The organism is Amycolatopsis albidoflavus, assembly GCF_039525725.1.
Classification (GTDB): domain Bacteria; phylum Actinomycetota; class Actinomycetes; order Mycobacteriales; family Pseudonocardiaceae; genus Amycolatopsis; species Amycolatopsis albidoflava.
In genome coordinates, this window is record NZ_BAAAHV010000012.1 from 61,585 (window position 1) to 88,356 (window position 26,772).

General features: G+C 70.8%; 26 protein-coding genes. 16 read left to right on the forward strand and 10 right to left on the reverse strand.

Annotated elements, in window-relative coordinates:
* The first annotated feature begins 50 nt into the window (after positions 1-50).
* Positions 51-2,483, forward strand: coding sequence for an FxSxx-COOH system tetratricopeptide repeat protein (fxsT, locus tag ABD156_RS18725; protein WP_344274705.1), 2,433 nt, complete (start codon positions 51-53; stop codon positions 2,481-2,483).
* A gap of 52 nt (positions 2,484-2,535) precedes the next feature.
* On the opposite strand, the gene ABD156_RS18730 is transcribed toward fxsT, so the two are convergent.
* The 4 genes from ABD156_RS18730 to ABD156_RS18745 are packed head-to-tail and all read right to left on the reverse strand — an operon-like array spanning position 2,536 to position 6,376.
* Positions 2,536-3,795 carry an FAD-dependent oxidoreductase gene (locus ABD156_RS18730; protein ID WP_344274708.1) on the reverse strand — a complete coding sequence of 420 codons (1,260 nt, stop codon included), beginning with the start codon at positions 3,793-3,795 and terminating at the stop codon, positions 2,536-2,538.
* Between the two features lie 9 nt (positions 3,796-3,804).
* Positions 3,805-4,407, reverse strand: coding sequence for a maleylpyruvate isomerase family mycothiol-dependent enzyme (locus ABD156_RS18735; protein WP_344274711.1), 603 nt, complete (start codon positions 4,405-4,407; stop codon positions 3,805-3,807).
* Positions 4,407-5,237: a fumarylacetoacetate hydrolase family protein gene (locus ABD156_RS18740; protein ID WP_344274714.1), complete on the reverse strand. Its 831-nt coding sequence runs from the start codon at positions 5,235-5,237 to the stop codon at positions 4,407-4,409. The genes ABD156_RS18735 and ABD156_RS18740 overlap by 1 nt, the downstream gene beginning before the upstream one ends.
* Positions 5,234-6,376 carry a cupin domain-containing protein gene (locus ABD156_RS18745; RefSeq protein WP_344274718.1) on the reverse strand — a complete coding sequence of 381 codons (1,143 nt, stop codon included), beginning with the start codon at positions 6,374-6,376 and terminating at the stop codon, positions 5,234-5,236. The genes ABD156_RS18740 and ABD156_RS18745 overlap by 4 nt, the downstream gene beginning before the upstream one ends.
* Before the next feature lie 66 nt (positions 6,377-6,442).
* Here ABD156_RS18745 and ABD156_RS18750 point away from each other — a divergent pair, with 66 nt between their 5' ends.
* Complete coding sequence (locus ABD156_RS18750; protein ID WP_344274721.1) at positions 6,443-7,201, forward strand: IclR family transcriptional regulator; 759 nt, start codon at positions 6,443-6,445, stop codon at positions 7,199-7,201.
* 3 nt (positions 7,202-7,204) lie between these two features.
* Here the strand turns inward: ABD156_RS18750 and ABD156_RS18755 are convergent, their stop codons facing one another.
* From ABD156_RS18755 to ABD156_RS18770, 4 genes are all read right to left on the reverse strand, one after another.
* A complete protein-coding gene (locus ABD156_RS18755; RefSeq protein WP_344274724.1) occupies positions 7,205-7,573 on the reverse strand; it encodes a hypothetical protein in 369 nt (122 codons plus the stop codon).
* Positions 7,574-7,594: 21 nt separating this feature from the next.
* Positions 7,595-8,770, reverse strand: a complete 1,176-nt coding sequence (locus ABD156_RS18760; protein WP_344274728.1) for an AI-2E family transporter — start codon at positions 8,768-8,770, stop codon at positions 7,595-7,597.
* The gene (locus tag ABD156_RS18765) at positions 8,767-8,925 is read right to left on the reverse strand and encodes a hypothetical protein (protein ID WP_344274731.1); all 159 of its coding nucleotides are present in this window, start codon (positions 8,923-8,925) and stop codon (positions 8,767-8,769) included. Before ABD156_RS18765 ends, ABD156_RS18760 begins: the two co-directional genes overlap by 4 nt.
* Before the next feature lie 130 nt (positions 8,926-9,055).
* Complete coding sequence (locus ABD156_RS18770; RefSeq protein ID WP_344274734.1) at positions 9,056-9,694, reverse strand: TetR/AcrR family transcriptional regulator; 639 nt, start codon at positions 9,692-9,694, stop codon at positions 9,056-9,058.
* 132 nt (positions 9,695-9,826) lie between these two features.
* On the opposite strand from ABD156_RS18770, the gene ABD156_RS18775 reads away from it, so the two are divergent.
* The 4 genes from ABD156_RS18775 (at position 9,827) to ABD156_RS18790 (ending at position 13,797) form a co-directional block, all read left to right on the forward strand.
* Positions 9,827-11,386, forward strand: a complete 1,560-nt coding sequence (locus ABD156_RS18775; RefSeq protein WP_344274737.1) for an FAD-dependent monooxygenase — start codon at positions 9,827-9,829, stop codon at positions 11,384-11,386.
* 11 nt (positions 11,387-11,397) lie between these two features.
* The gene (locus tag ABD156_RS18780; protein WP_344274740.1) at positions 11,398-12,309 is read left to right on the forward strand and encodes a VOC family protein; all 912 of its coding nucleotides are present in this window, start codon (positions 11,398-11,400) and stop codon (positions 12,307-12,309) included.
* Positions 12,309-13,133: an alpha/beta fold hydrolase gene (locus tag ABD156_RS18785; RefSeq protein ID WP_344274742.1), complete on the forward strand. Its 825-nt coding sequence runs from the start codon at positions 12,309-12,311 to the stop codon at positions 13,131-13,133. Before ABD156_RS18780 ends, ABD156_RS18785 begins: the two co-directional genes overlap by 1 nt.
* Before the next feature lie 127 nt (positions 13,134-13,260).
* Positions 13,261-13,797, forward strand: a complete 537-nt coding sequence (locus ABD156_RS18790) for a PLL family lectin (protein ID WP_344274745.1) — start codon at positions 13,261-13,263, stop codon at positions 13,795-13,797.
* Between the two features lie 23 nt (positions 13,798-13,820).
* Here ABD156_RS18790 and ABD156_RS18795 read toward each other — a convergent pair whose 3' ends face one another.
* Positions 13,821-14,159, reverse strand: a complete 339-nt coding sequence (locus ABD156_RS18795) for a hypothetical protein (protein WP_344274748.1) — start codon at positions 14,157-14,159, stop codon at positions 13,821-13,823.
* A 397-nt stretch (positions 14,160-14,556) separates the two neighbouring features.
* Between ABD156_RS18795 and ABD156_RS18800 the strand changes: the two genes are divergently transcribed.
* Positions 14,557-15,273 carry a GntR family transcriptional regulator gene (locus ABD156_RS18800; RefSeq protein ID WP_344274751.1) on the forward strand — a complete coding sequence of 239 codons (717 nt, stop codon included), beginning with the start codon at positions 14,557-14,559 and terminating at the stop codon, positions 15,271-15,273.
* Between the two features lie 12 nt (positions 15,274-15,285).
* On the opposite strand, the gene ABD156_RS18805 is transcribed toward ABD156_RS18800, so the two are convergent.
* A complete protein-coding gene (locus tag ABD156_RS18805; RefSeq protein WP_344274753.1) occupies positions 15,286-16,287 on the reverse strand; it encodes an ArsR/SmtB family transcription factor in 1,002 nt (333 codons plus the stop codon).
* Between the two features lie 689 nt (positions 16,288-16,976).
* Here ABD156_RS18805 and ABD156_RS18810 point away from each other — a divergent pair.
* From ABD156_RS18810 to ABD156_RS18850, 9 genes are all read left to right on the forward strand, one after another.
* On the forward strand, positions 16,977-17,366 hold the full coding sequence (locus tag ABD156_RS18810; protein WP_344274756.1) for a hypothetical protein: 390 nt from the start codon (positions 16,977-16,979) through the stop codon (positions 17,364-17,366).
* An 85-nt stretch (positions 17,367-17,451) separates the two neighbouring features.
* Positions 17,452-18,804, forward strand: coding sequence for a B12-binding domain-containing radical SAM protein (locus tag ABD156_RS18815; protein WP_344274759.1), 1,353 nt, complete (start codon positions 17,452-17,454; stop codon positions 18,802-18,804).
* Entirely contained in the window at positions 18,801-19,874 is a 1,074-nt protein-coding gene (locus ABD156_RS18820; RefSeq protein WP_344274762.1) for a TOMM precursor leader peptide-binding protein, read from the forward strand. The genes ABD156_RS18815 and ABD156_RS18820 overlap by 4 nt, the downstream gene beginning before the upstream one ends.
* On the forward strand, positions 19,874-21,208 hold the full coding sequence (locus ABD156_RS18825; RefSeq protein WP_344274764.1) for a YcaO-like family protein: 1,335 nt from the start codon (positions 19,874-19,876) through the stop codon (positions 21,206-21,208). The genes ABD156_RS18820 and ABD156_RS18825 overlap by 1 nt, the downstream gene beginning before the upstream one ends.
* A 9-nt stretch (positions 21,209-21,217) precedes the next feature.
* Positions 21,218-22,018, forward strand: a complete 801-nt coding sequence (locus tag ABD156_RS18830) for a SagB/ThcOx family dehydrogenase (protein ID WP_344274767.1) — start codon at positions 21,218-21,220, stop codon at positions 22,016-22,018.
* On the forward strand, positions 22,011-24,077 hold the full coding sequence (locus ABD156_RS18835) for a tetratricopeptide repeat protein (RefSeq protein ID WP_344274769.1): 2,067 nt from the start codon (positions 22,011-22,013) through the stop codon (positions 24,075-24,077). Before ABD156_RS18830 ends, ABD156_RS18835 begins: the two co-directional genes overlap by 8 nt.
* Positions 24,023-24,922 (forward strand): Rieske 2Fe-2S domain-containing protein, encoded by a 900-nt coding sequence (locus tag ABD156_RS18840; protein ID WP_344274772.1) that lies wholly within the window; start codon positions 24,023-24,025, stop codon positions 24,920-24,922. Before ABD156_RS18835 ends, ABD156_RS18840 begins: the two co-directional genes overlap by 55 nt.
* Positions 24,923-26,470 carry a S53 family peptidase gene (locus ABD156_RS18845; RefSeq protein WP_344274775.1) on the forward strand — a complete coding sequence of 516 codons (1,548 nt, stop codon included), beginning with the start codon at positions 24,923-24,925 and terminating at the stop codon, positions 26,468-26,470.
* Positions 26,467-26,772, forward strand: a complete 306-nt coding sequence (locus tag ABD156_RS18850) for a hypothetical protein (protein ID WP_344274778.1) — start codon at positions 26,467-26,469, stop codon at positions 26,770-26,772. Before ABD156_RS18845 ends, ABD156_RS18850 begins: the two co-directional genes overlap by 4 nt.

Consider the following 26,772-nt stretch of genomic DNA (forward strand, 5'->3'; position numbering starts at 1 on the left):
ATCGGGTCGCTGTCGCCGGATGGCCGACGAGCCGCCGAGATAATCGGCGGGTGAGCCAGGGGCCTGAGCGTCATGCGGGGAGCGCGCGCAATGTCGTGCGGGGTGCGGTGTCCGGGGGCGTGGTGCAGGCAGGCACGGTCGAGGGCGGGGTGCATCTGCACGGGCCGTCCAGGCAAGCGGTCGCGTTGCCGTATCGGGCCGGGATCGCTCCGCCGCGCGCGGTGGCGTTCCAGCATCGGGTGTATTCGCCGCTGTTGGCGGAGATGCTGGATCGCGGCGGCGCGGCTGTGCCGTGCGCGGACGGGCCGGTGCGGGCGTGTGTGGTTTCCGGGTTGGGCGGGGTGGGCAAGACCCAGCTCGTGCTGGACTACGCCGAGCGGTTGTGGGCGGCGGGCGAGGTGGACGTATGGGTGTGGGGAGCGGGGTCGCGGGAGGCGATCGTGTCCGGCTACGCCCGCCTGGCCGCCGATTTGACCGGCATCGAGGACCACGACCCCGAACACGGTGCGCAGCGGCTGCTGGAATGGCTGGCCACGACGACGGCGCGATGGCTGGTGGTCATCGACGACGTGCAATCTCCCGGAGATCTGCGGGGATTGTGGCCGCCGGCCACCGCGGGCGGCCGGGTAGTGGTGACCACCCGGCGCCATGACGCCGCGCTGCGCGGCCCGGCACGTCGAGTGATCGAGGTCGGCGTGTTCACCCCGGAGGAAGCCGACGGCTACCTGCGGGGCGCGCTGGCCGGGCAGCCGCAGTTGCTCGGCGGCGACAGCGACGGGGTCGCGGGATTGGCTCGGGAGCTGGGGTATTTGCCGTTGGCGTTGGCCCAGGCCGCCGCGTACATGCTGGACCGGAACCTGACGTGCGCGGCGTATCGAGGGCGGCTGGCTGATCGCCGGCGCCGGTTGGCGACGCTGGTGCCCGAGGGCGAGGGCCTGCCGGACGAACATCGGGCGACAGTGGCGGTGACGTGGTCGCTGTCGTTCGAGCGGGCCGACCGGCTGGCCCCGGCCGGGCTGGCGGGTCCGTTGCTGGCCGTGGCCAGTGTGCTGGACGCCAACGGCATCCCGTGCGGGGTGTTCACCGCACCCGAGGTGCTCGCGTTGCTCGCCGCGGCCGCCCGCCGGGAGGTGTCCGGGGAGGACGCGGTGGACGGGTTGGGATGTCTGCAGCGGCTGAGCCTGATCACGCTGGATCCAGATTCGCGGAGCCGGAGGGTGCGGGTGCATGCCCTGGTGCAGCGCGCCACCCGCGACAGCCTGCCGCCTGATCGGCTCGCGGTGACGGTGCGGGTGGCCGCGGACGCCGTGTCGCGGGTGTGGCCGGACATCGACGGCAAAACCGCCGTGGGGCAGGTGTTGCGGGGCAACCTCGACGCCTTGGCCGAGGCCGGGAGCCAGCATTTGTGGGAGCCCGACGCCCACCCGGTGCTGTTTCGCGCCGGGCGCAGCCTGCGGGAAAGCGGCGCGCTCGCCCAAACTCGCGACTACTTGCACCGACTGCACACCACGGCGACCGAACGCCTGGGCCGCGACCACCCCGACACCCTGCTCGCTCGCACGAACGTCGCCCTGTGGCGCGGATACGCCGGGGACCCCACGGGAGCGGTCACCGCGTTCGAAGCGCTGCTCGCCGACTACCTGCGCGTGCTGGGCCGCGACCACCCCGATACCCTGATCATCCGCGACTACCTCGCCTACTGGCGCGGACACTTCGGCGACCTCCCCGGCGGGGCGGCCGCGTACGAGGAACTGCTCGCCGACGAGCTGCGGGCGCTGGGTCCTGACCACCCCGACACTCTGACCGCCCGCAACAACCTCGCCACCATCCGCGGGAAGGCCGGGGACGCCGCGGGCGCGACCGCCGCGTACGAGGAACTGCTCCCGGATTTGGTGCGGGTGCTGGGTCCGGACCACCCCAACACTCTGAACACGCGCGCCAACCTCGCCCGGTGGCGTGGACACGCCGGCGACCCCGTCGGCGCGACGGCGGCGATGGAAGAGGTGCTCGCCGACTACCTACGGGTGATGGGCGCCGACCACCCCAACACCCTGACCACCCGCCACTACCTCGCCTACTGGCACGGACATGCCGGCGACCCCACCGGTGCGGCGGCCGCGTACGAGGAGCTGCTCGCTGACGAGTTGCGGGTGCTGGGGCCCGACCATCCCGACACGTTGACCATCCGCCATTACCTCGCGTACTGGCGTGGACACGCCGGTGACGCCGCGGGTGCGGCGGCCGCCTTCGAGGAGTTGCTCGCCGATGAGGTGCGGGTGCTGGGGCCCGACCATCCGGACGCCCTGACCGCCCGCTGCTGCCTCGCCTACTGGCAGGAACGCGCCCGGGACCGCGCTGGCGCGGCGGCCGTATACGAGGAGGCGCTCGCCGAGCGGCTGCGGGTGTTCGGGCCCGACCACCCCGACCCGTTGCGCATCCGCGCCTATCGACGCGAACGGTCGACGGGAGACGCGCCCGCTTGACAGGCCGGAGGTGGTTGTCCCGCCCCGGCTTCTGCTTTGCCGCCGCGCTACGTCAGCTAGTCGCGCTTGTTGCTCGGCGCAGGTCTCCCGCGCGCCCGGAGACGCGGCCGGAGAGCGGCACCGGCTCGAACATCGCCGGTTCGTCCTCCGGGAACAGCGCGGTCGGGCCGTACAACCAGTCCGTGAACGCGTAGTCGTCGATCGCGCGGTCACGCAGCAGGACGTTGCGCTGTTCCCGCTCGACGCCGTCAAGGTGCCACAGGTTTCCCCAGGCACGGGCGGTGAGCACGACTCGGCGGCAGTGTTCCGTCCGGACTGCCTCGTATGCGGCCAGTGCGCCGTCCCAATTCCCGGTGCCCAACCGCTTCGCGTGTTCGGCCAGGACCCAGCCGTCTTCGATGGCCATGATCGCGCCCTGGGCGAGGTATTGCAGGGGCGGGTGCGCGGCGTCGCCGAGCAAGGCCAGCCTGCCGTCGACCCAGGTGGAGATCGGGTTGCGGTCGAACATGCGCCACCATTTGTCCCGCCACATCCGCGGGATCCCGGCCCGCACCTCGTCGCAGGTGGCGGCGAAGGCGGTGTCCAGCTCGTCCGGCGTGCCCCAGTCCTCCAGCCCGGCCACGGCCTTCGGGGATTCGAAAACGGCTACCTGATTGAGCAAATCGCCGCCACGGAGTCCATAGTGGACAAAGTGGCAGCGCGGGCCGACGTACACGACGACCTCGGACAGATCGACCGGGCGGCCGACCTCGGCGATCGGCACGGTGCCCCGGTAAGCGACGTACGCCGACGAAACCGGCTGGTCGTCCGCGAAATGCTTCCGCGCCGCGGAGTGCAGGCCGTCGGCGGCGATCACGACTGGTGCGGTGTGGACGGTGCCGTCGTCGGTCACCGCGGTCGCGGGGTCGTGGGTGTAGGACACGATCCGTTGCTCGGTAAGGAGTTCGACGCCGGCGTCGCGGCAGGCGTCGAGGAACAGCCGGTGCAGGTCGCTGCGGTGGATGACCAGGTACGGGAAGCCGTAGCGCCGTTCGAGGTCGCGCAGGTCGAGCGCGGTCAGGTCGCGGCCGTCGACGGCGTCGCGCATCACCATCCGGTCCGGGACGACGCCGCGCGCCTTCGCGGTGTCCAGCAGGCCGTAGGCGTCGAGGATCCGGGTGCAGTTGGGGGCGAGCTGGATGCCGGCGCCGACCTCGTCGAATTCCTTCGCCTGCTCCAGGACCCGGACCCGCAGGCCGAGCCGGGACAGCGCGAACGCGGTGCTCAGCCCGCCGATCCCGCCGCCGACGACGAGCACGTCAGGGGTGTCCATGGGCTCTCCTCACAACCAGGGGCCGAGGTCGGGGACCCCAGTGAGCGAATGCGGACGTCCGGCGAGGTACGCCGCGACGTCGGGCAGCGGCCCGTCCGGCACCGCGTCGAGACCGCGCTTGGCCCGGATTTCGGCGACCAGCGCGGACAGGAACGCCTCCGGCAGGTCGGCGAAGGTCAATCCGGTGCCGAGATCGACCGCGTGCACGCAGACCTCGCGCGCCCGCAGCCACGTGATCTCGGTGGCGGGAACCGTCCGGCCCTGTGCGGTGACCACTTCGGCTTGCCACTGTGACGGGGTCAGCGCCGCCATCCCGGATGCCAGGGAACGAGCCGAGCCCTGCAGCCAAGACGTGAGCCGGGCTTCGGACAGCTGGGAGCCTGTCGCGATATCGGCGTTGCGCTGGTCCATCGAGGCGTACATCGGGGTGCGTTCGCCGGTCCGGGCCCAGTGCACGAGGTTGCCGAGGGCGTCGGCGTTGGCGGCGACATGGGCGGCGAGGTGCTTGCGGGTCCAGCCGGGCAGCGCGCTCGGCTCGGACCGTTCTGTCGCGTGCGTCAGGAAAAGCTCGGTCCCGAACGCGACCCAGCCGCGCGAATCCTGGGGCGCCATCAGGATTCCTTCACGATCTGGTTCACGCACGCGCCGATCCCGGCGACCTCGGTGACGACGGTTTCGCCGCCGGTGAGATAGACCTTCGGGTCGCGCGCGTGGCCGACGCCCGCCGGAGTCCCGGTCGCGATCAGGTCGCCCGGGTTGAGCTGGACGATCGTGGAGATGTACCGCACCAGGTGCACCGGGTCGAACAGCAGCGTGCCGGTGTCGTCCTGCTGCATGACGCGACCGTCCACAGTGGTCTTCACCTCGAGCGCGGGACGGACGCCGCCGACCTCGTCCGGCGTGACGACGTACGGGCCGACCGGCGTCGAGGACTGCCAGATCTTGCCCTGCGTCCACTCGATGGTGCGGAATTGCCAGTCGCGGACCGAGACGTCGTTCATGACGGTGAACCCGGCGATGGCGGCCGCGGCCTCGTCCTCGCTCGCACGCCGGACGGTCTTGCCGACCACCACGACGAGTTCGACCTCCCAGTCGAGCGCGTCGGTCTCGGGCGGTTTGCCGATCGGGTCGGCCGGGCCGGTCAGGGTGTCCGCGAACTTGGGGAACAGCGTCGGGTACGCGGGCAGCTCGCGGCCCATTTCCTTGATGTGGTTGGTGTAGTTGTGCCCGACACAGACCACTTTGGACGGATTGGGCACGACCGGGGCGAGGTCCGCTCCGTCGGCGGGCCAGGTCTCGCCGGTCGCCTGTGCGGCGCGCGCTTCCCAGCCGTCCTGGGCGAACAACGCGCCGAGGTCGGGGTAGCCGAGGTCGACGAGCACGTTGCCGTCGAGGCGGACGGCGCGCGTGCCGCCGTCGACGCGGAGGGTGGCGAGCTTCATCGGATGGTCTCCTGACGGTTGAGGTGGAGCGCCTCGAAGACGGGCGCGTCCGAGAAACGGAACAGGTCGAGGGCACCGGAGTCGGAATCCGTGGCACCGGCCTCCGACTTCACCGAGAACGGCTGCCACGACGGGACGACGAACAGATCGCCGCGCGCGACCGCCCACGAGGTGTCGCCGACGGTCACCGTGCCGGAGCCGTCGAAGACCTGGCAGACCGACGAGCCGGTCTCGCGCACGGGCGCGGTCTCGGCGCCCCGGGCCACGCGGTGGAACTCGGCGCGGATGGTCGGGAGGACGTCGGAACCGTTGTGGGGATTGCAAAACCGGACCGCCGCGTGACCCGGTTCGACCGTTCCGCCGTAGCCTTCCTTCTCCAGTTGCAGCTGATCGCGCAATGCGGCGTCGGTGTGCTCCCACTTGTACGCCAGCAGCGGCGAACCCGGCGCGACAGTGCCGACGGACAACGGCCGGAGACCCGGATGCGCCCACAGCCGTTCGGATCGGGACCGCTCCGGCGTCGTCCGCTCAGCGTCGCTGATCGTCTCGCGGCCGAACTCGAAGAACTGGGCGTCGATGCCGTACTGGAACGGGATGTCGAGGCCGTCGATCCAGGCCATCGGCTCGCGGGTGGCGTTGTGGTGCGCGTGCCAGTTCCAGCCCGCCTGCGGCAGGAAGTCGCCGCGGCGCATCGGGACCGCGTCGCCGCCGACGACTGTCCACACCCCCGAACCCTCGACGACGAACCGGAACGCGTTCTGCGTGTGCCGGTGCTCCGGCGCGTCCTCGCCCGGCATCAGGTACTGGATCGCGGCCCACAGCGTCGGGGTCGCGAACGGACGGCCTCCGAGCCCCGGGTTGGCGAGCGCGATCGCCCGCCGTTCCCCGCCGCGCCCGACCGGCACGAGCTCGCCGGCCTGCTCGGCGAGCCGGAGCAGGTTCTCCCACTGCCATCGGTGCGGCACCGCCCGCGAGCGCGGGCGGGCGGGCATCAGGTCGCCGATCTCCGTCCACAACGGAACGAGCAGTTCCTGTTCGAAGCCGCGGTAGAGGTTCCGCAGGGCGGGCGTGACCGCGGGCTGGTCCGGTGCGTCGACCGCGGCGAGCTGAACGGGAGTTCGCGCTGGAGTGCTGGTCATGGGGTTATGGTGGGCGCGTCCCGGTCTGCGGAAAACGGGATTCTGGTGTGCGGAAAGGCGGCCCGGATGGACAAACGGTTCAAGGCACCGCCGCCGTATGCGGTGGCGAGCGTCGACAACGCGCTGCGGATCGCGGCGATGCTGCAGCTCGAAGGCCCGTTGACGGTCTCCGAGGTGGCCGAGCGGATCGGCGTCGCGGCCTCCACCGCGCACCGGCTGCTCGCCATGCTCGTGTACCGCGATTTCGCCGTCCAAGACGCGAACCGCGCCTATCGCGTAGGCCCGGTGCTGGAGCTGGCCGCACACTCACAGTCGGCGGCCTCGAAGCTGCGCGCCGCGGCGCTTCCGCATCTGCGGCGGCTGGTGGATCTGCTTGACGAGTCGGTGAATCTGACCGTCCGGACGGGGGACACGGCTCGGTTCATCGCGAGCGTGGAGTGCTCGCAGGCGTTGCGCGTCGGTTCACGCGAAGGGATGGTCTTTCCGGTCCATCAGACGACCGCGGGCCTGCTGCTGCTCGCCGAACTGCCGCCGGAACAGGTCGAGGAGCTGTACGCGGTGGACAAGCCCGGCGAGCGGCCGGACCCGGCAGAGCTTCGGGCGGACCTGGCGCGCGTGCGGCGCAGCGGTTTCGCGCTCAACCAGGGGCGTTCGGAACGAGGGGTGGTCGCGGTCGGAGTCCCGGTGCACGGCGCGGACGGGACGGTGGTCGCCGGGTTGTCGGTGTCGATGCCGAGCGTGCGCTACCAGAAGGATCGGCTGCCGACACTGGTGGCGGCGCTGCGCGCGACGGCGGCCGCGTTGGAAGCGGATCTGCGCAGCTGAGCGCTAATCGAGCGCTGCCGCGAAAGCCGCGTGCACGTTGAGAAATTGCTGCACCGGCAGTTCTGCCGCGATCCCGGGACGTTGCGGGGCCAGTCTCTTGGCCGCCCAAGCACTCCAACGCACGTGCGCCTCGGCGACGCTCAGGTGGGCCGCTTCGGCGGCATGGCGCGCGTTCACGCCGTCCAGAATCGCCTGGTGCATCAACGCGGGTGTCGAACGTTGTTCCCACGCACGCAAGGACGCCATCGAAGAAAGCCGGTGCAGCGTCGAGGACACTGTCGGCGGTGCTGAGCGGGGCAGCGGAAACCCGCGTTTGAGCGGTCCCCGCCGCGGTGTCGCGCCGTCGGCGTTGTCAGTGATCAAGCTCGTCATCAGAGTCCCTCCGACGTGCGGTTACCCGCGTCTGGACGGGCGAAACCTTGATCGTCCGGCGGTGCGGGCGTTGCCGGGCAGCAGCGGGTCGACGTCGCCCGGATCCAGGTGCGGGTCGCGCAGCAGGGAACCGACCGCGGCTTTCGCGACGGCCAGGATCGGCACCGCGAGCAGCGCCCCGGCGATCCCGGCGACCTCCAGCCCGAGCGCGATGCCCAGCACCACGGCCAGCGGGTGCAGCCGGACCGCGCGCCCGAGCAGCAACGGCTGCAGCACGTGGCTTTCCAGCTGCATCACCGCGACGACGATCGCGAGCACGATGCCCGCCGCGACGAATCCGTCGGCGACCAGGGCGATCAGCACCGCGACCGCGCCGGTCACCACCGCGCCGAGGATCGGCACGAACGCGCCGATGAAGATCAGCGCCGCCAGCGGCACCGCGAGCGGGACCCCGACCAGCCAGACGCCGACCCCGATGCAGACCGCGTCCACGCAGGCCACCGCCACGGTCGCGCGCACGTAGCTGACCAGCGAGGCGAACCCGCGGCGACCGGCGACGTCGATCTCGTCCCGGGTGGCGGCGGGCACGATCCGCAGCAGGAAGTGCCAGACCTGATTGCCGCTGTAGAGAAAGAAAACGAGCACGAACAGCGTCAGCAGCATCTCGGTCAGCACGCCGCCGACGGTCGCGGCGGTGGAGAGCACGCGGGCGGAGAGCTCGGCGGTGTTGCCCTGGATCGCGTTGACCGCCTTGTCGAGGAGCTGCTGCAGCTGAGGCAGGTGCAGCGGGCCGTGCTGCAGCCAGTTGTTGATGCGCCCGAGACTGGCCCCGACCTGGCTGCCCAGCTGCGGCAGGCTCGCGGTGACAGTGGTGATCACCAGCGTAAGCACCCCGCCGAGCACGGCGAGCCCGACGACGATCGCGACGAGCGTGGCCAGCGCGCGAGGCACGTGCCAGCGCACGAGCCGCTCCACCAGCGGCGCGAACAACGCCGACAGGAGAAGCGCGACTCCGATCGGCACGGTGACGCTCGCGAGGTAGCCGAGCGTCCACGCGAGGACCCCGAGCATGGTCAGCACGACGAGGAACCGCCAACTGGCCGCCGCCGCGACTCGCAACGACCAGGGCACCGCGTCGGCGGCTTCGCGACGTCGATGGCGGTTCGCGCCCGCGATCCGGCGGGCCGGGACGGTCATCTCGCCACTGCCTCGGCCTTGGCCGGCAGCGGGTCGGCGATCATGATGCCCGCTCCCGGGTGGTGGCCGGAGGCGATGGTGCCGACGAGCATCAGCCAGCGCCAGGACGACAAGGGCAGCCGGTCCATCCGCGCCGGTAAATCGGTTCGCACCACGTCGATCACCTCGCGCCGCGAATTCCCGGCGGAGATCACTCGCAAACGGCGCGGCCGTGACCAGTCGACGGCGCGCGGCACGAACGGAGCAGTCCGGTGCGGTCCATTGTGGATCTTTCGAGCCGTGCGGCTACCCCTCGGCGAGGACCCGTTCCGCGATCGCGACCATCGCCTCGGTCAGCAGCGCCATCTGGTCGCGCATGGACCGTTCCGGTTCCGCCTGCCACGCGACGAAAGCCCCGTCGAAGCCGGCGATGCCGAAGTAGTCCAGCGCCTCGCCCACCTTGTCCGCCGCTTCGGCGCCGGCGCCGGCCCACGACTGGGAGATCATCCGGCGCATGTGCCGCCGCCCGTCGGCGCGGACGCGTTCGATGATCTCCTTCACCTCGACGTCCGCGACCGCCTCGGTGCTCATCAGCAGGATCAGGTGCAGCCGCAGGAAGTCGGGCTTCGCGGCGAAGACCTCGCCGGTGCGCTGCAGGAACCAGCCGAGCAGTTCGGCGGGCGGCAGGTCCTCGGGCGGATTCGCCTGCGACTCGCGCAGGTGCCGGAAGAACTCGTACGCCCCGCGTTCCATGACGGCCGAGAGCAGCCCGCCCTTGGACTGGAAGTGGTGGTAGATCGCGCTTTTCGGCAGGCCGGTCTCGGTGCTCAGCACCGACATCGTCGTGGCGGAATAGCCGCGTTCGGCCATGATCCGCGACGCCGTGTCGAGGATTTCCTCCCGGGAACGCCGTCCCCGCCGGTTCCCGGCCCGCGCTGTGTCCACGCCGAGAGCATAGGGCCGCCGGTTTTCTGCACACCGGAATCGTGCGCGACGCGCTTGACGAACCCCCGGCCGAGGTGTGACCGTAGCCACTAATGAACCGAACGACCGGTCCAAAACTGTGGAGCCTGGGACATGAGTGAGCACTACGACGCCGACGTCGCCGTCGTCGGATACGGCCCGACGGGCCTGGCCGGGGCGCTGACGCTGGCCGCGAAAGGCGCGCGGGTGGCCGCGTTCGAGCGGGACCAGGACGTCTACGCCCGGGCGCGGGCGGTCACGATCAACGACTGGACTATGCGGATCCTGCAGGACCTCGGCGTCGACGACCGGGTCGAGCGCGTCGTCGAACCGCAGCGGGCGCTGCGCTGGGTGACCTACGACGGCCGCGAGGTGATGCGCGTCGAGCATCCGCCGAGCACGCTCGGCACCCGAGGAAGCAAGCCGCGGTTTTACAACATCTACCAGCCCGCCCTCGAAGCTGAACTGCGTCGCTGCGGCGAGGAGCACTCCGGTCTGGACGTGCGGTACGGCGTCGAAGTTGTCGGTGTGGAGCAGGACGCCGGCGGCGTGACCGTCACCGCGCGCGACCTCGCGACGGGGGAGGAGACCGCCACCCGCACCCGGTACGCGATCGCGGCCGACGGCGGCTCGTCCCCGGTGCGCAAGATGCTCGGCATCCCGATGCACGGCGACACCGGCGACACGCTCTGGATCGTCGTCGACTGCCGGGTCAAGCGCTGGTGGCCGGACCGCGATTTCCTCACGTTTTGGACCGACCGCGAACGCCCGGTCGTCGACATCGCGCTCTCGGCGGGCAACCATCGGTGGGAAATCCCGCTCAAAGCCGCTGAAACCGAGGCGGATTTCCCGAGCGGCGCTGAGGTGTGGCCGCTGCTGCGCGCCTTGGGCGTCACCGAGGACGACGTCGAAATCCACCAGTACGCGTTCTATCGCCACCACGTGCGGATGGCCGAAACCTACCGGCAGGGAAGGGTTTTCCTCGCCGGAGACGCCGCGCACCTGATGCCGCCCTGGGCGGGCGCGGGCATGCAGACCGGCATGCGCGACGCGCACAACCTGGGCTGGAAGATCGCCGGGATCGTCCGCGGCGAACTGGGCGAGGACTGGCTCGACACCTACGAGCCCGAGCGCCGTCCGTCGGCCGAGTTCTACACCGGGATGGCCGTCGCGCTGGGCCGCGTGATCAAACAGGAGGCGAGCCCGGCGGAGATCGAGGCGATGAACACCGTCCCGCCGAACCTGGTCACGCCCTGGGAACCGCCGCTCAACGCTCCGCCGACGCTCGCCGGCGGCTGGCTGCGCGGCGAGACCGGCGACGCGTCCGTCGTCGGCAGGTACCTCCCGCAGCCGCTCGCCTGCGACGCCGTCGGCCGAATCGACCGGCTGGACGCGTTGCTGCCCAAGGGTTTTATCCTGCTCGGCAACGACCTCGACCCGTCGAACCTGCTCACGCCCGAGGAGCAGGCGGACTGGGATGCCCTAGGCGCGTCCTACGTCGCCGTCCGCCCGCGGACCGGATACACCCGCGCCGCTTCTGACCTGGTGGACCTCGAGGACGCGTTGCTCCCGTGGTTCGACCGCTACGGCGTCCAGGCGATCGCCGTGCGTCCCGACAAGTTCGTCGCGGCGGCCGACAAGACCGGCCTCGCCGCCCCCGTTTCGCAGCGTTGAAAGGAATCTCCATGCCCGTGAAAGAGCTTGCCTACGTCGTCTACGAGGTCAGCGACCTCGCCGAATGGGAACGCTTCGCGGTGTCCCTGCTCGGCATGCAGCTGGGGGAGAAGTCCGCTGACGGCTTCACTCTGCGCACCGACGAGAAGGCGCACCGCTGGATCCTCACCGAAGGCCCCGCCGACGACCTGGTCCGCAGCGGCTACGAGGTTTCGTCCGCGGCTGAGCTGGATTCCCTCGTGGCCCAGCTGCGGAAAGCGGGCGTCGAGACGCTCGAAGGCGACGCCGAGCTGGCCGCCGCGCGGAAGGTCGACCGGATCGTGCTCGTCACGGACCCGCTGGGCAACGTGCTCGAACTCGTCACCGGCCTGGCCGACGCCGAAACCCCGTTCCACAGCGACCTTCTGCTCGGCGGCTTCGTCACCGGCACCGGCGGCGCGGGGCATCAGGTGCTGCTGGCCAAAGGCATCCCTCGCGAGACCTACCTGGCGTTTTACGAGGGACTGCTCGGCTTCAAGCTCAGCGACATCATCGTCGAGGAGGTCGCTCCCGGCGTCGTCGCGGATCTGGCGTTCCTGCATTGCAATCCGCGGCACCATTCCGTCGCGTTCGGCGACATGCCGCACCCGAAACGGACGCACCATTTCATGATCGAGGTCGCCGACATCCGCGACGTCGGCCTGGCCTACGACCGGTGCCTCGACGCGAAGCAGCCGTTCGAGATGACGCTCGGGATGCACCCGAACGACCACATGTTCAGCTTCTACGTCCGGACCCCGTCGGGCTTCTCCGTCGAATACGGCTGGGGCGGCCTGCTTATCGACGACGAGACCTGGGAAGTGCGGACGCTCGACCACCTGCACTGGTGGGGCCACCGCGCGCCGGAAGCCGTCGCGGAGCAGCTCGCCGGAGGTGCGCTCTGATGACTTCGCGTTACGTGCGAACCCGCGACTGGAAAATCCACTACCACGAAACCGGCGAAGGCCACCCCCTCGTCCTCCTGCACGGCGGCGGCCCCGGCGCGACCGGCTGGAGCAATTACGCGCCGAATATCGAGGCCCTGTCCCGCAATTTCCGCGTGATCGCCCCCGATATGCCAGGCTGGGGCGACTCCGACGGAGCGGACTTCGCCACGCTCGACCACGTCGAAGCCGCGACCCAGCTCCTGGACGCGCTGGGCATCGAAAAAGCCGCCTTCGTCGGGAACTCCATGGGCGGCCACACGTCGCTCCGGCTCGCCGTTGAGCGCCCGGAACGCGTGTCGCACCTGATCACGATGGGCCCGCCGATCCAGATGAAACCATTCTTGTTCGGCGCGGGCGGCGGCCCGACCGAGGGCCTGAAGATCATGTTCGAGACCTACTCCGACGCCACCCCCGAAGGGATGCGTCGCCTGGTAGAAATCATGGTCTACGACAAGGCCCGGTTCGCGACGCCGGAGCTGTGCCAGGAACGTTCCGACGCGGCCCTTGCCCGCCCCGAACACTTGCGCGCCATCGCCGCGGCGGCCCCGAAAGCTCCGATCCCGATCTGGCTGGACCTCGCGGCGGTCTCCGGGATCACCGCGCCGTCGCTGCTCATCCACGGCCGCGACGACCGCGTCGTGTCGTTCGAATCGACGCTTTTCCTGGCGGCGAATATTCCGAATTCCCGGGCGGTTTTGCTGAACCGGTGCGGGCATTGGGCACAACTGGAACATGCGGAGGAATTCAACCGGCTGGTGACGGACTTCGTACTGTACCAGTGATTCCCGGGGCCGTCTCGTTCAACGAGACGGCCCCTGTCGCTTCTGCCGGCGCAGCCGCATTCTCGATACCGCGCGGTCACTTCCGCGCGTACTCGGGTCAATGGAATCCCTGGCAGAGGGGAATATCATGACGAGATCGAGAACCCTGGCAACGCTCGCGGCTGCCGTGCTGGCGGGCGGCGCCCTGTTCGCCGCCCCCGCGGCATCCAGCGGCAGCGCGGCACCACACCGAGCCCAGGCGCCCGCGCTGGGCATGGCGTGGCGAGGAACGGGCACCGACAACCTCATCTGGTGGTCCAGCTTCGACGGCGGCACGTGGTCGCCGCAGCAGCCTTTGACCGACCGCCGGACGGAAACCGCCCCCGCGCTGGGCCGCACCGGAGACGGCCAGTTGGTGATGGCATGGCGCGGAGCCAGCGGCGACAACCTGATCTGGTGGTCGACCTACGACGGGAGCGGGTGGTCGCCGCAGCAGCCGCTGACCGATCGCCGGACGGAAGCGTCGCCCGCGCTGGGCCGGGCCGCGAACGGGCAGCTGTTCATGACCTGGCGGGGCGCGGGCACCGACAACCACATCTGGTGGTCGACGTACAACGGGAGCACCTGGTCGCCGCAACAGCCCTTGGTGGACCGCAGAACTGACCTCGGCCCGGCGATCGGGTGAGGAGCAGCTGACCGATCGCCCGGTCACTCCTGCAGCCGCCGACGCCACCAAGCGGCGGCCTGCCAAGGACTGATCGAACCAGCCCGCGGATCCGGCAAGGTCCGCCGTTCGAACTCGCCGTCGAGAGGAGCGACGAGACGCCGCAGTTCGGCACGAGCGCCGCGCGGCAACAGAATCAGCGCGCGCTCGAGTTCGTCCCGGGCATCGACCGGGTCGACCCACGTGAGCTCCGGTCCCGGAACGTACAGCCAACGGCCGGGCTGGTTGAGGAACTGCCGGTACCGCTCGAGTGCCAGCGCGACAGAACCGGGCCACAGCTGCGGGTCGACCCTCTCGATGGCCTTCTGCGCTCTGCCGCTCACCCCGCGGACCGACGGTGCCGACGAGCGGAAGCGGGCACGAAACTTATCAGCGCGAACAGCGCTCGGCCGCTTACGCGGCATCTGTCCTTAGCGTCGATGTCATGTCGGCATCCTGCCACACCGTGCCGGGTCGTTGGCCTGAATCACTGCGACCAGGGAGGGCGCGGCGGCGACAGCCTCCCAGTCCAGACTGCGGGAGTCACCGCTGCCGCCATGCCCCCAGACCGTCCGGTGAGAAAATACTTTATCAGCGATCATCGGACGACTCACGCCGTCGGCTGACCGCCGGGAGGAAGCAAAACTGCAGGTCGAGAGCAGGTTTGGACGGCGTCCGACGTGCCCTCCGGAGAGCGAAGGGGCCACCCGGGAGTGCCATGGTCGTGTAATACTTCATCCGATGCAGTCGTCGGCGCAGGGATGGGGGAAGGCCGTGGCGATGCCCGAAACCGCGAGTGCCGGACCGCGTCGCGCCGGGCCGGCGAATCTCAACGCGATGGCCGCGCAGGAGATCCGGCGGCGGGTCTTCTCCGGTCAGCTCCGGGCCGGGGCGAAGATCGATCAGGAGGCGCTCGCCGACGAACTCGGCATCAGCAAGCTGCCCGTCCGCGAAGCGTTGATCACCCTCGACCACGAGGGCGTGGTGGAGCACATCGCCCGCCGCGGCGCGTTCGTGGCCCGGATGACGCGCGACGACATCCGGGACCATTTCCGGGTGTTCGGCGTCGTGTCCGGATTGGCCGCGGAGCGCGCGGCGAAGAACCTGTCCCCGGAAAGCCTTCAGGCGATGCACGATCTGGCGGACCGGATGGAGTCCGCTGTGGACCGTGCCGAGCAGGAACGGCTGAACTTCGAGTTCCACCGGAGGATCAACTACGCGGCCGACTCGCGTCGGCTCCTCTCGCTGCTCGGCATCCTGGGCAAGACGGTGTCGCACGGGTTTTACGAGGCGCACGAGGACTGGCCGGACAAGGCGCGGGCCGACCACCGGCTGATCCTGGCCGCGTTGTCCGCCCGCTCGGCCGCCCGAGCCCGGACGCTCGTGGAGAAACATCTCGCCGACGCGGGCGAGCGGGCAGTGGCTTTGCTTGAGCAGCAAGGATTCTGGGACCACTGACCGGCTGAGGCTTCAGGTCGGTTTCTGGTCCATGCCGCCGGCGAGGAGAGCGTCGGAGACCGCAGTGCGCGCGTAGAGGACGTACAGGCCGTCGCGCCGGGCGGTGACCAGGCCCGCGTGATGGAGCGCAGTGAGGTGCTGGGACACGCATCCGGTGGTGAGCCGGGTGCGGAGCGCGAGTTCGGTGGTGGTCGCGGGGCCGGCCAGTTCGGACAGCAGGAGCGCGCGGGACCTGCCGAGGATTTTGGCGAGGGCGGTCAGCGGGTCGGGGCACGGATGCGGCCGGTCCCACAGCGCTGCGACGCAGCGCGTCGGGTAACACATCGTGGGAGGCCAGCACTGCGATGTGGTGTTGCCGGTGATGGCGAGGAACGCCGAGGGATGCAGCTGGATCCCGGCATTGCTCGTCGCGGCGGGCAGCGGCAGCGGGAAGTTCCATCTGAGGGTGCGGTCCTCGTCCCAGGAGAGGTCGGAATGGAGGTTGGCGAACAGCGTGGTCAGGCCGCCGTGCGCGAGCTGCCGGGTGCGGTGGGCGAGGTCGCCTTCGAGGGCGAGCCGCAGGGTGGGCCAGTGCGGTTCGATCGCGAGCCGCCAGTACGCCTCGACTGTTGTCGCCAGCTCGGCCAGCCCCGCCTCCGGCTCCGCGCGCAGCTGAGCCAGCCGCGGTGTCGGCGGGAGGCCGAAACGGAGGTGCAGGTCGAGTTCCTGGCGGACGGATTCGGCCGGCACGGCGCGCAGCCGCGCCAGCTCCGCGGTCATGACCGGCGTGTAGGGCGGCGGCGCCAGGAACGCGGGCACCGGCTGCCCGGGACGGACGAGTTCCGTCAGCAGCGTGAGGTCGACCCCGCGGTCGCGCACGATCTTCCGCACGCGCCGGGTCCACGGCTGATGCAGCGGAAATCGCGAGACCGGCGACAGCAATGTGCGGATACTGAATACGGTCTCGGTCAGCGGTGACGATGCGGCAAGGGTCGTCCGGGCGATCCCGCGGTGCGACAGCCTGATCTCAACCACGAATCCTCCCCTGATTCATGATCCTTTTTAGCCTGGGCTAAAAAGCTGGCGATTCACGCCCGCTACGGCGAATGTAGCAACGGACGACATCCGATGAAGCAGTTTTCTGGGGTGTGGATGTTCCGGTCGCGGCGCTGCTTCCGGGAGCGGGTGTCGCCGACGGTGACGCGTTTCTCGCCGCGGACTCGGATCATCGATCTGAAGGGGGGGCAAGGTGGGGACGGAGTTCTACGCTGGGCGACGGCCGCGGGGGCGGCCGGGTGACATTTCCTGCTTTCCGGTGGTTGCGCCGAGGGGCGTGGCGGCGGTGAAGATCGGGAGCGCCTTCCGGGGTTCGGTTCGTGCCGAGACCTGTTGCGCTGCTTGACGTTCCCGTGCTCACGACGGCGAAAAGCCGCGGACGGGGCACGTCGCGCGACAGTTCAGCCGTGCACACTCGAGCCCGTGTTGTCGGGCTTGAGTGCGTCCAAGCCCGAGCCGGGCTAATTGGCAGCCTGTCGTGCCGTGTCAATTAATCAGCGAATGACATCCGAAGCTGGCGGCGGAGCGCCCGGCGCCCGTTTCGATTAATCGCGCCCGCCGTCGAGGCGGCACGAAAGTTCCGGGGCGTCTTCTTCCCGGTTGTCTGTTTTCGAGGGAATCGCCGATTCGCGCGTTCCCGGTTTCGTATTCGAAGGAGTTGTTTCGGCATGTCCAATCTTCCCGACAGCGCGAGCATCGTCGATCTGGCCAAGGCCATGGGGGTCAGCGACGCCGACATCGCGAACTTGCCCAACGACGTCAAGCAGCTGACCAAGGGACAGTTGCTGGCGCTGTGGGGCGCTGGCGACACCGCGGCCGCCGCCAGCGCGTACAGCGGCGGCACCGCGCAGGCTCCGACCCGCAGCGCCGGGGGCGACCTGAACCTGAGCCTGCAGGACGTCACCGCGATCCAGAGCGTGTTCACTCCGGAACGGGTCAGCGCGGCAGTCGGTTCAGGACAGTCCTCGGGCGTCGCCGCAGCCGCGGACGACGGCATCTCGTGCTGCACCTGCACGCCGTGCTGCACCTCGGCCACCATGCTGGTCGAGGCAGGGTGAGGCGGCGGGCACCGGTCCGAGCGAACTGACCGCCAGCCCCCGGCCGCCGTGCCGGGGGCCTCCCGGCCCTTTTGGAGCATCCGCCGTGCGCATCCTGCTGATCTGGCCGCTGGCCAGCACCGAACCCGAATGGAACGCCGACCTCGGCGCGATCTCGGAGCCGTTGTCCCTGGAGTATCTCGCCTCCGCCGCCCGGCTGCGCGGCCACGAGGTGCGCATCCTCGACCTGCGGCTGCATCCCGACGATCTCGAAAGCGTGCTCGGCCAGTTCCGTCCGGACCTGGTCGGGGTCACCGCGTACACGATGCACGTGTTGGCCGCCTTGGCCGTGTGCCGGACCGTCCGGGCGAACCTGCCGAACGCGCGCACGGTGATCGGCGGACACCACGCCACCTTCCTGCCGGAGGACTTCTTCGCCGCCGAGATCGACTACGTGGTGTGCGGCGAGGGCGTCGGCCCGTTCCGGCAGTTGCTCCACCGGCTGGAAGCGGACGCGCCCGTGGCCGGGATCGGCGGGCTGTGGTCGCGGATCGACGGGAAGTTCGCCTCCGGCGGGCCGGAGGCCCCGTTCGAAGTGGACTCGCTCCCGCTGCCGGACCGCACGCTCACCGGCGCGGACCGCGCGTCCTACTTCATCGACTGGATGCGCCCGATCGCGTTGGTGCGCACCACGGTCGGCTGCCCGTTCCGCTGCAATTTCTGCTCGCTCTGGCAGCTCATGGGCGGGCGCTACTACATGCGCGCCATCGACGCGGTGGTCGCCGAACTGGCGGAGATCCCCGAGGAGTTCGTGTTCCTCGTGGACGACGAGGCGTTCATCAACGGGCACCGGATGCGCGAGCTCGCCGCCGCGATCGCCGCCGCCGGCGTGCGCAAAAGGCTGTTCGCCTACTGCCGGATCGACTCGCTGCTGCGCAACCGGGACGTTCTCGCCGCGTGGCGCGACATCGGGCTGGAACGGATCTTCGTCGGCATCGACGCGATCACCGAGAAGGACCTGGGCGAGTACCGGAAGAAGACCCGGCTGTCTCAAATCGAGGAGGGCATCCGGGCCGCCGAAGAACTCGGCATCGAGATCTTCGCCCAGTTCGTGGTGAACACCGACTACGAGCCGCGCGACTTCCGCAGGCTGGTGAAGTTCATCGAGCACCACCGCATCCGGTTCCCGACCTTCACGGTGCTCACTCCGCTGCCGGGCACCGAACTGCTGGCCGACTTCGAGTCCGTGCTGCCGAGGCAGGCGAACGGACGGCCCGACTGGGACCAGTTCGACTGCCAGCACGCGGTGACCCGGACCCGGATGCCGCTCCAGGAATTCCACGACGCCTACCGGGCGCTCTACCGGCGTTTCCGGGACCGTTCCGGCGAATTCCGCGCTCAGCACACCGCACCGGCGGAACCCGCGATCGAGACCACCCGGAAAGCGAGCTCGTGGTGACTGAAAGCCTGACCGAACAGACCCGCGGCACCACAACCGCCGCCCCGCCCCGGGATCGCCTGGTGGCACTGCCCGTGCAGCTGATCCCGCTGGACGATGCCGTGCTGCTGCGTCGCGGCGGTGCCGAACTGAAGATCGCCGGGGCGGGCGCGCAGGCCGCGCTTACCGCACTGCTGCAGGCTTTCCGCGCGCCCGGCGCCACCGTGGCGGAGGCGCTGGAGCGCTTCCCCGAGCCGGATCGGGCGGAGCTGGGCACCCTGGTGACCGAGCTGCGCAAGCGCAGGCTGCTGGTTGCCGCGGATGTGCCGTGGGAGGACGACCGTGCCGACGTTTTCTATTGGCACGTCGGCCAATCCGCGCGCACAGTCCGGCAGACGCTGGCTTCCCGCGCGATCACCGTGATCGGGGTCAACACCGTGTCGCAGCGGCTGGTGCCGGCGCTGACCGCGCTCGGGGCCGCCGACGTCCGGCTGCTGGATTTCCCCGAACTGCGCAATACCGCTCTCACCCCGCAGGACCTGCTGCGGGACGGCGTGGGCACGGCCGGTCCGGACTGGCTGGACCAGGCGGGTCCGGACACCGTGCACTGCGTGATCGCCGCGTCCGACTTCGGCCGGGTGCCGAGCCTGCGGCCGTGGAACCGGTTCTGCGCGCAGGCCCGGCTCCCGTTCCTGCCCGTGGTGCAGGACAACCTGGTCGGCACGATCGGGCCGCTGGCCGTCTTCGGCGAGACACCCTGCTACGAATGCCTTCGGGCGCGGGAGGCCTCGCAGCTGGACGACCCGGACGCGCACCGCGCGGTCGAACCGGAGGCGTGGGCGGGGCAGCGGTTCACCGCCGCGCACCCGGCCGCGTCTGCGGTGCTGGCGGAACTGGCCGCGGTCGAGGTGTCCAAATGGTTCGGCGGCGGACGTCCGCCCACCCGGCAGGCCGGAACGCTGATCGAGGTCAACGTGGCCGAGCCCGCGGTGCGCACCCGACGGGTGCTGCGGATTCCGCGCTGCCCGGTCTGCAGCCCGGCGAACGCGCACGCGGCCACCGCGATCCGGATGAACGGGTCGGATCTGTGATGACCGCGCCGTCGCAGATCCGGCCCGGGCTGGCCGACATCGTGGACCGTCTCGTCGATCCGAGGGTCGGGGTCGTCGCCTCGGTCAGCGAGGTGCACCGGGATCCCGGCGCGCCGGATTTCTTCCACTACGGCGCATTGGCCGCCAACACCGGTCCGCTGACCGGCCGGAACAACTTCCGCTCCACCGGCGGTGCCGCCGCGACGCGGCAGGACGCCGTGGCCAAGGCCGTCGGCGAGGCGGTGGAGCGGTACTGCTCGGCGTGGTACGAGCTGGACCAGCTGCCGCTGACTTCGGCGGCCTCGGCCGGATTCCCTTGCGTGGCACCGGAAGAGTTCGCGCTGTACGACCCGGCGCAGTTCGCCTGGCCGGATTTCGCGCCCGAGCCGTTCACCGAGGACACCGTGGTCCGGTGGACGCCGATGACCGACTTCCACACCGGGCGGCGGGTGCACGTGCCTGCGGCCCGGGTGTACATGCCGTACTTCTTCTACACCGGCAGCGGGGACGCGCCGATCTGCCAGCCGATCTCCACCGGCCTGGCCTGCCACGGCGGCTGGTCGCGGGCCGCGCTCGCCGCCGTGTGCGAGGTGGTCGAACGGGACGCGATCACGATCGCCTGGCAGGCGATGCTCTCCCCGCCGCAGATCATGATCGAGACGCTGCCCGACGAGCTGTACGACCTGGTGGCGCGGTTCGAGCGCGCGGCGGCCGAGGTGACGCTGTTCGACCTGACCCTCGACCACGGGGTGCCGGTGGTGCTGGCCGCGCTGCGCAGCCGCCACTCCGGCGGTCCGGCGCTGGTGGTGGCCGGTTCGGCGGCCGTGGACGCGCACACGGCCGTGCGCAAGGCCTTGGAGGAACTCGCGCACACGCGCCGCTACTCGCAGCTGATCTATACGAGGTTGCCGAGGCTGCGGCCGGATCCGCCGTTGCACCGCACCGTGACCGGGCAGCGGGAGCACCTGAATTTCTGGGCCGACCACGCGAACCTGCCGCTGGCGGACTTCCTCTTCGCCGGGAAGCAGCGGTCCGACTTCGAGGATCTGCCCGACCTGGGCACCGGCGACGCGGCGGGCGACCTCGACACCGTGTGCGCCCGCGTCGCCGCGGCCGGGGAGCGCGTCCTGCTCGCCGACCTGACCACGCCCGATGTCGGCGAGCTGGGTTTGTCCGTGGTGCGCGCCGTGGTGCCGGGGATGCATCCGCTGCAGCTGGGCCACGGGCTGCGCGCACTCGGCGGACACCGGCTGCGGACGGTTCCGCAGACCCTCGGCCACCCCGGCCTCGACCCGGCCGCCGGGGACAACCCCGCGCCGCACCCCTATCCGTGAGGACCTGATGTGACGACCCAGGAACTGTGGGACCAGCTGACCCATCCGCCCGCGCCCGAGGACGAGCTGTGGAGCGTGTTCCACGAGAATTCGAAGACCACGCGGCATTTCCTCGCGCTGCCGGACGCGGCGGTGCTGGCCAGGATGCGGCAGTTGCACGAGACGCTGGAGTACGCGCAGTACCCGGCGGTGCCGCTGCCGGAGCGGCCCCGGCCGCTGACCGCCGAACTGGGTCCGGTGCTGCGCGGCCGGACCAGCGTCCGCGAGTTCGCGCAGTCCACTGTGGACTTCGATGCGCTCGCCTCGGTGCTGCACCACGCGTACGCGGTGAACCGCCCGGCCGGTGGCGGCCAGCCCCGGTCGTTCCGCACGACGCCCTCGCCCGGCGGCCTGTATCCGCTGGAGGTGTACCTGCACGCGACCGGGGTGACCGGGCTGCGGTCGGGGCTCTACCACTACGACCCGGCGGGTGCGGTGCTGCGCCACCTGCACGACGGGGATCTCACGCGCGACCTCGCGGCCTGCTACGTGCAGCGCGAGATCGTCACCGGGGCCCGGATCCTGGTGTTCCTCACGGCCTGGTTCGAGCGGGCGACCTTCAAATACGGCGACCGCGGCTACCGGTTCGCGTTGCTGGAGGCCGGGCACGTGGCGCAGAACCTCGGCCTGGCCGCGGCGGCGCTCGGGCTCGGCGCGGTCAACCTCGGCGGCTACTTCGACCACGAACTCGACGATCTGCTGCGACTGGACGGTGTGACCGCCTCGACCGTGTACTCCCTGGCGCTAGGCCCGGTGACCGGCGATGACTGAACCGCCGCTGGTCGCCGACCTGACCCTGGGCTCGTGGCAGCCGCACGGCGCGGCCCGCCAGATCGCCGCCCAGCTCGCTATCCCGTTCGTCCCGCCGGCACTCGCTGCCTATGGCGAGGATCCGTTTGCCGCCCCGGGCGCGGCCGGGCACGGCGGCCGGATCAGCGGCGGCATCGACGTGGAGGCCGCGGGCGACGCGGGGGTGCTGGCGGCTGCGGGGTTCGCCGAAGCGGCGCTGGCCGTCTTGGGCGACCGCGCCGCGGAGACCACCCTGGTACTGCTGCCCGGCGATTCAGCGGAGCCCGAAGACTTGGCGTACTTGGATTTCCTCGCCGAGGGCCTGCGCGCCGCCGGTGGCCGCGTGGTCTCCGGCTCGGTCTGGGATGAGCCGGCCGCGCCGTCGGCCGCGCGGATTCTAGGGCTGGTGCCCGGTTTGCTCGATCCTGTGCTGGTGCTGGCGTTGCAAGTGGACGCGGCCGGACTGGACGGACTCGTGGCGCTGCGCGGCGGCCAGCTGCTGATACCGCCGGGCTGGCGCGCCGGGGGAGCCCAGCGGGACTACGACGAGCTGGCAGCCCGGTCGGCGGGCGTGCCGTGGCTGCACGCCTACGCCCGCTTCCATGGCAGCCCGGATCCCGCCGATGCGGGACGGCTGGCCGGAACCGCCTGGTCGGCGCTGCGTGCGGGCGCGGGCGGTCTGGCCGTCCGGCTTGCCGAGCGCGCGGCGGAACGCGCCCCGACCCCGCTCCGGCGCGCTGCCGTGGAAGCGGGGCTGCAGGCCATGCGGATCGCGTTGTGCCGCTACGCCGAAGCCGCTGCCGTGCCGGATCCCGATCCCGCGCTTCCCGCGCAGCTGTACGGATTCCTCGGGCAAGCCAAGGGTTGGGGACTCGCCATGACCGCGGAGGCGGCCGACGCGCTGAAGTACCTGACCCGAGCGGCCGAGCTGCGGCCGGACGCGCGAAAGCGGGAACGGCTGTACCTGAGCAACATCACGGCGCTGGCTCTGTTGCGCGGCGGGCAGCCTGCCGAGGCGCTGGCGGCCGAGCGCGACATCGAGCGCCGTGCCGCCTTGCTGCGGCCGCGTGACTTCGGGCTGGAGTACGTCAATCGCATCAACCAGGCCCGGCTGTACCGGCGGCAAGGCGATCACGTGCGGGCCCGGGAGTACTACGAGCGGGCTTTCGCGACGGTCGAGGGCGTTCGGACCGACAGCGATGCGGTGCATGCCAACGTATGCCTTGCCCGCGTCGCGGAGGCTGCGGGCGAACAGAAGCGGGCGCGGCGGTTGTGGCTGCGGGCGGCACTGCACTGGCTGGCGATGCCCGTACCGGAGGCGCTGGCCTGGCGGGTGGCGACCGCGATCCTCGGCTCCCGGCCCGGCATCGGCGACGATCTGGTGGAGCCGGTGGCACGCGCGCTGCTGGACCGGCTGCCCCCGGCCAGGCTTGCCAGCCCGGCGCGGTTCCTGCGGCGGCCCGAGTCTCCGGAATGGCTCGCTGCCGCGGACGGCTGGTGTGTGTACGGGCTGGCGAAAGCCGGCCGAGTTCGCCCGGTTCAGGACCGCCCGGCCGTACGCGAACTTCGGCAGACGGTGCACGCGCTGCTGCTGGCCGCGTGCCCGGACGAACGGCTGGCGCGGGCTGAATTCCTTGCCGTGCCGGACAATCAGGGCCGCGAACTGCCCGAGACCAAGGCAGGCGCGATCGGCATGGGCGTGCTGGACGGCGTGCGGACCTGGCTGCTCGTCGGGCAGGTCGTGGAACTCTCCGACGCCGAGTACTCGGGGCTGCGCGCTCGGATCCGGGTGTCGATGGGACCTGCGGTGGCCGCCGTCGAACCCCTTCCGTCCGGAGTTCGAGTGCATTTCCGCCGCTACCGGCCGCCGCTCGACCTCACGCCGGCTCAGGCCGCGGCGCTGCCTCGCGAGGGCAACGCACCGCCCGGTCCGGAGAGCGCCGCATTGCTCGCGGCACGAGTGCTGGTCGCCGATTTGGAGGACGCATGTACGCAGGGTGGTATCAAGCAGCCTTCGAACATGAGCTGCACCCCGGGCTGACCCCGGTCGATCTGGGACCGGCGCGGATCGTGCTGGCGCGCACGCCGGACGGGCTCCGCGCCGCCGATGCCGCCTGCCCGCACCGAGGGGCGCACCTGGGACACGGCGGGCAACTCGACGGGTCGGCGATCGTCTGTCCCTTCCACGGCAAGCGGATCGGGATCGGCGAGCAGGCTCCGGGCCGGTACCGGGTCCGCGAGCACGCGGTCCTCGGCTACGGCGGCCTGGTGTTCGCGGGCTGGGAGACCGGCGACGGCGGGCCGTTCGCCGAACTGCTGGACAAACTCGCGGTCACCCACCTGTTCCTGCCCGGGTTCACGCTTCCCGCGCGGGTGCGTGCGGACCTGGTGATCGAGAATGCCTTTGACGGCACGCATTTCCGCCCGGTGCACGGCATCGGCGAGGATCCCGGGCTCACGCTCGTCCCCGGCGATCGGGACAGCATCACCGCGCGTGGGGTGTTCGTGCTGCCCAAGTCCGAGTGGCAGCGCGGCGGCGAGAAGTCCGTCGCGGTCCCGTTCGAGGCGACGGCCTACAGCCCGCACGTGGTCGTGTCCCGGATGGGCGGCGACTATCCGTACGTGGCCATCACGGCGGCCACGCCTCGGCGCGAGGGCGGCTGCGTGATCCGGTTTTCCTTGGCGGTGCCGCTGTCCGCGCACGAAGCGATGCCCGCGCAACGCAGCGAGGAGCTGTACCGGTATCTGCTGGAGCGCAGCCGGGCCGGGGTGGAACAGGATCTGCCGATCTGGGAGAACCTGATCGACGTCGAGCCGGACTACGACAACGCCGACCGGACGGTGCTGGCCTTCCGCCGGTTCCGCGACCAGTTCCGGAGCGCCTGAGTGAACGTCACGCTGACCGGAAGCCGCCGCGCCGTCCCGCCCGGCGCGACCTTGGCCGGACGACCCGAGCCGACGCTCACCGCCGAGGTCACCGTGCTGCTCCGGAACCGCACGCCGCTGGCCCCGCGGCCGGGAACGCGGCTGTCGCGGGCGGAACTCACCGCGCGGCACGGCGCGGATCCGGCTGATGCCGAAGCGGTAACCGCATTCGCCGCTCGGCACGACCTCACCGTGCTCAGCACCGATCTCGCCCGGCGAACCATGACTCTCTCCGGCACGCTCGCCGCGCTGTCCGTCGCGTTCGGGGTGGAGTTCGGCTGGTACGACTCGCCCGCCGGACGGCATCGCGGCCGGGAGGGCGTGATCAGCCTGCCCGCCGACCTGGAACCGGTGATCGACGGCGTGTTCGGCTTGGACGAACGCCCGGCCGCCCGCCCGCACAGCAGCCTCGCCGACACCACGGATCCGGCGGTGCTCAGCGCGGCGGATATCGCGGCGCTGTACGGATTTCCGGCGAATTCCGACGGCACCGGCCAGACCATCGCGCTGATCGAGCTGGGCGGCGCACACCGTCCCGCCGACACCGCGGCCTACTGTGCCGGACTCGGCCTGCCGGTGCCCCGCATCGAGACCATCAGCGTGGACGGCGCACCGACCGACCCGGGCGCGGTTCCGCCGAACAGTTCGGACAGCGAGGTCGCGCTGGACATCCAGGTCACCGCGGCGGCGGCACCCGGAGCGGCGCTCGCGGTCTATTTCGCGCCGAACACCGAGCGCGGGTTCCTGGACGTCCTTTCCACCGCCATCCATGACGCTGCCCGCAACCCGTCGGTCCTGTCGATCAGCTGGGGAGCGGCCGAAGCGTTGTTCACCGCAGCGGCTCAGCAGGCCTTCGACCAACTGTTCGCCGAGGCGGCCTTGCTGGGTATCACCGTGTGCTGCTCGACGGGCGACGCCGGCTCCGGAGCTGGCCAGCGCGACGGCCGGGCACACGTTGAACTCCCCGCCAGCAGCCCTCATGCCTTGGCCTGCGGCGGCACTACCCTCACCGTCAGCAGCGGCGCCATCGCACGCGAAGTCGTGTGGCAGGGTCAATACGGTTCGAGCGGCGGCGGGATCAGCGAAGTGTTCGGCCCGCCCGGCTGGCAGCGCGACGCCAGCGTGCCCGCGTGCGCGAATCCGGGTGGCGCGGCCGGACGCGGCCTGCCCGATCTCGCGGGCAACGCCGATCACGCCACCGCGTACCGGATCGTGGTGGCTGGCCGTTCGCGGGCCGTCGGCGGGACCAGCGCCGTAGCCCCGTTGCTCGCGGCGCTGACCGCGCGGATCAACCAGACGCTCGGCCGCCGGGCGGGCTGGATCGCCCCGTTGCTTTACAACTCGGCCGTCCGGTCCGTGTTCCGGCCGGTCCGGGAAGGCAGCAACGGGGCCTATCGGGCGGGCGAGGGCTGGAATCCGTGCACCGGCCTCGGGGTTCCCGACGGCAGCGCGCTGCTCGCCGCGCTCACCGACCTCATTCCCACGACGACCGAGGAGCAGCCAGGATGAGTTTCAGCCTTTTCGGCGGCAGCCGGCCCGCCTTGCCCGCCGGGTGGCGGCAGGAATCCGTCACGACGATCATCGGCGGAACCGATCTGGTCGCCGCCGAACCCGGGGACGGCGCAACGCTCAAGCTCACCTCGGTCATCGGCAAGATCCGGGTCGCCGTGCCCGCCGGAACCCCGGTGACGCTGCGCGGCTGGAGCCTCCTCGGCGAGCGCCGCAACCAAGCCGCCGAGGGCGGCGGCAAGCCGGTCACCGTCGTCGCCTCGACGGTCATCGGCGAGGTGGAGATCGTCGAGTCGGCCTGA

Excerpts from the sequence above, each read along its gene's own strand:
- ABD156_RS18730 (WP_344274708.1), bottom strand. The coding sequence starts at position 3,795 with ATGGACACCCCTGACGTGCTCGTCGTCGGCGGCGGGATCGGCGGGCTG.
- ABD156_RS18735 (WP_344274711.1), bottom strand. The coding sequence starts at position 4,407 with ATGGCGCCCCAGGATTCGCGCGGCTGGGTCGCGTTCGGGACCGAGCTT.
- ABD156_RS18740 (WP_344274714.1), bottom strand. The coding sequence starts at position 5,237 with ATGAAGCTCGCCACCCTCCGCGTCGACGGCGGCACGCGCGCCGTCCGC.
- ABD156_RS18745 (WP_344274718.1), bottom strand. The coding sequence starts at position 6,376 with ATGACCAGCACTCCAGCGCGAACTCCCGTTCAGCTCGCCGCGGTCGAC.
- ABD156_RS18750 (WP_344274721.1), top strand. The coding sequence starts at position 6,443 with ATGGACAAACGGTTCAAGGCACCGCCGCCGTATGCGGTGGCGAGCGTC.
- ABD156_RS18755 (WP_344274724.1), bottom strand. The coding sequence starts at position 7,573 with ATGACGAGCTTGATCACTGACAACGCCGACGGCGCGACACCGCGGCGG.
- ABD156_RS18760 (WP_344274728.1), bottom strand. The coding sequence starts at position 8,770 with ATGACCGTCCCGGCCCGCCGGATCGCGGGCGCGAACCGCCATCGACGT.
- ABD156_RS18775 (WP_344274737.1), top strand. The coding sequence starts at position 9,827 with ATGAGTGAGCACTACGACGCCGACGTCGCCGTCGTCGGATACGGCCCG.
- ABD156_RS18780 (WP_344274740.1), top strand. The coding sequence starts at position 11,398 with ATGCCCGTGAAAGAGCTTGCCTACGTCGTCTACGAGGTCAGCGACCTC.
- ABD156_RS18785 (WP_344274742.1), top strand. The coding sequence starts at position 12,309 with ATGACTTCGCGTTACGTGCGAACCCGCGACTGGAAAATCCACTACCAC.
- ABD156_RS18790 (WP_344274745.1), top strand. The coding sequence starts at position 13,261 with ATGACGAGATCGAGAACCCTGGCAACGCTCGCGGCTGCCGTGCTGGCG.
- ABD156_RS18800 (WP_344274751.1), top strand. The coding sequence starts at position 14,557 with ATGCAGTCGTCGGCGCAGGGATGGGGGAAGGCCGTGGCGATGCCCGAA.
- ABD156_RS18810 (WP_344274756.1), top strand. The coding sequence starts at position 16,977 with ATGTCCAATCTTCCCGACAGCGCGAGCATCGTCGATCTGGCCAAGGCC.
- ABD156_RS18825 (WP_344274764.1), top strand. The coding sequence starts at position 19,874 with ATGACCGCGCCGTCGCAGATCCGGCCCGGGCTGGCCGACATCGTGGAC.
- ABD156_RS18835 (WP_344274769.1), top strand. The coding sequence starts at position 22,011 with ATGACTGAACCGCCGCTGGTCGCCGACCTGACCCTGGGCTCGTGGCAG.
- ABD156_RS18840 (WP_344274772.1), top strand. The coding sequence starts at position 24,023 with ATGTACGCAGGGTGGTATCAAGCAGCCTTCGAACATGAGCTGCACCCC.
- ABD156_RS18850 (WP_344274778.1), top strand. The coding sequence starts at position 26,467 with ATGAGTTTCAGCCTTTTCGGCGGCAGCCGGCCCGCCTTGCCCGCCGGG.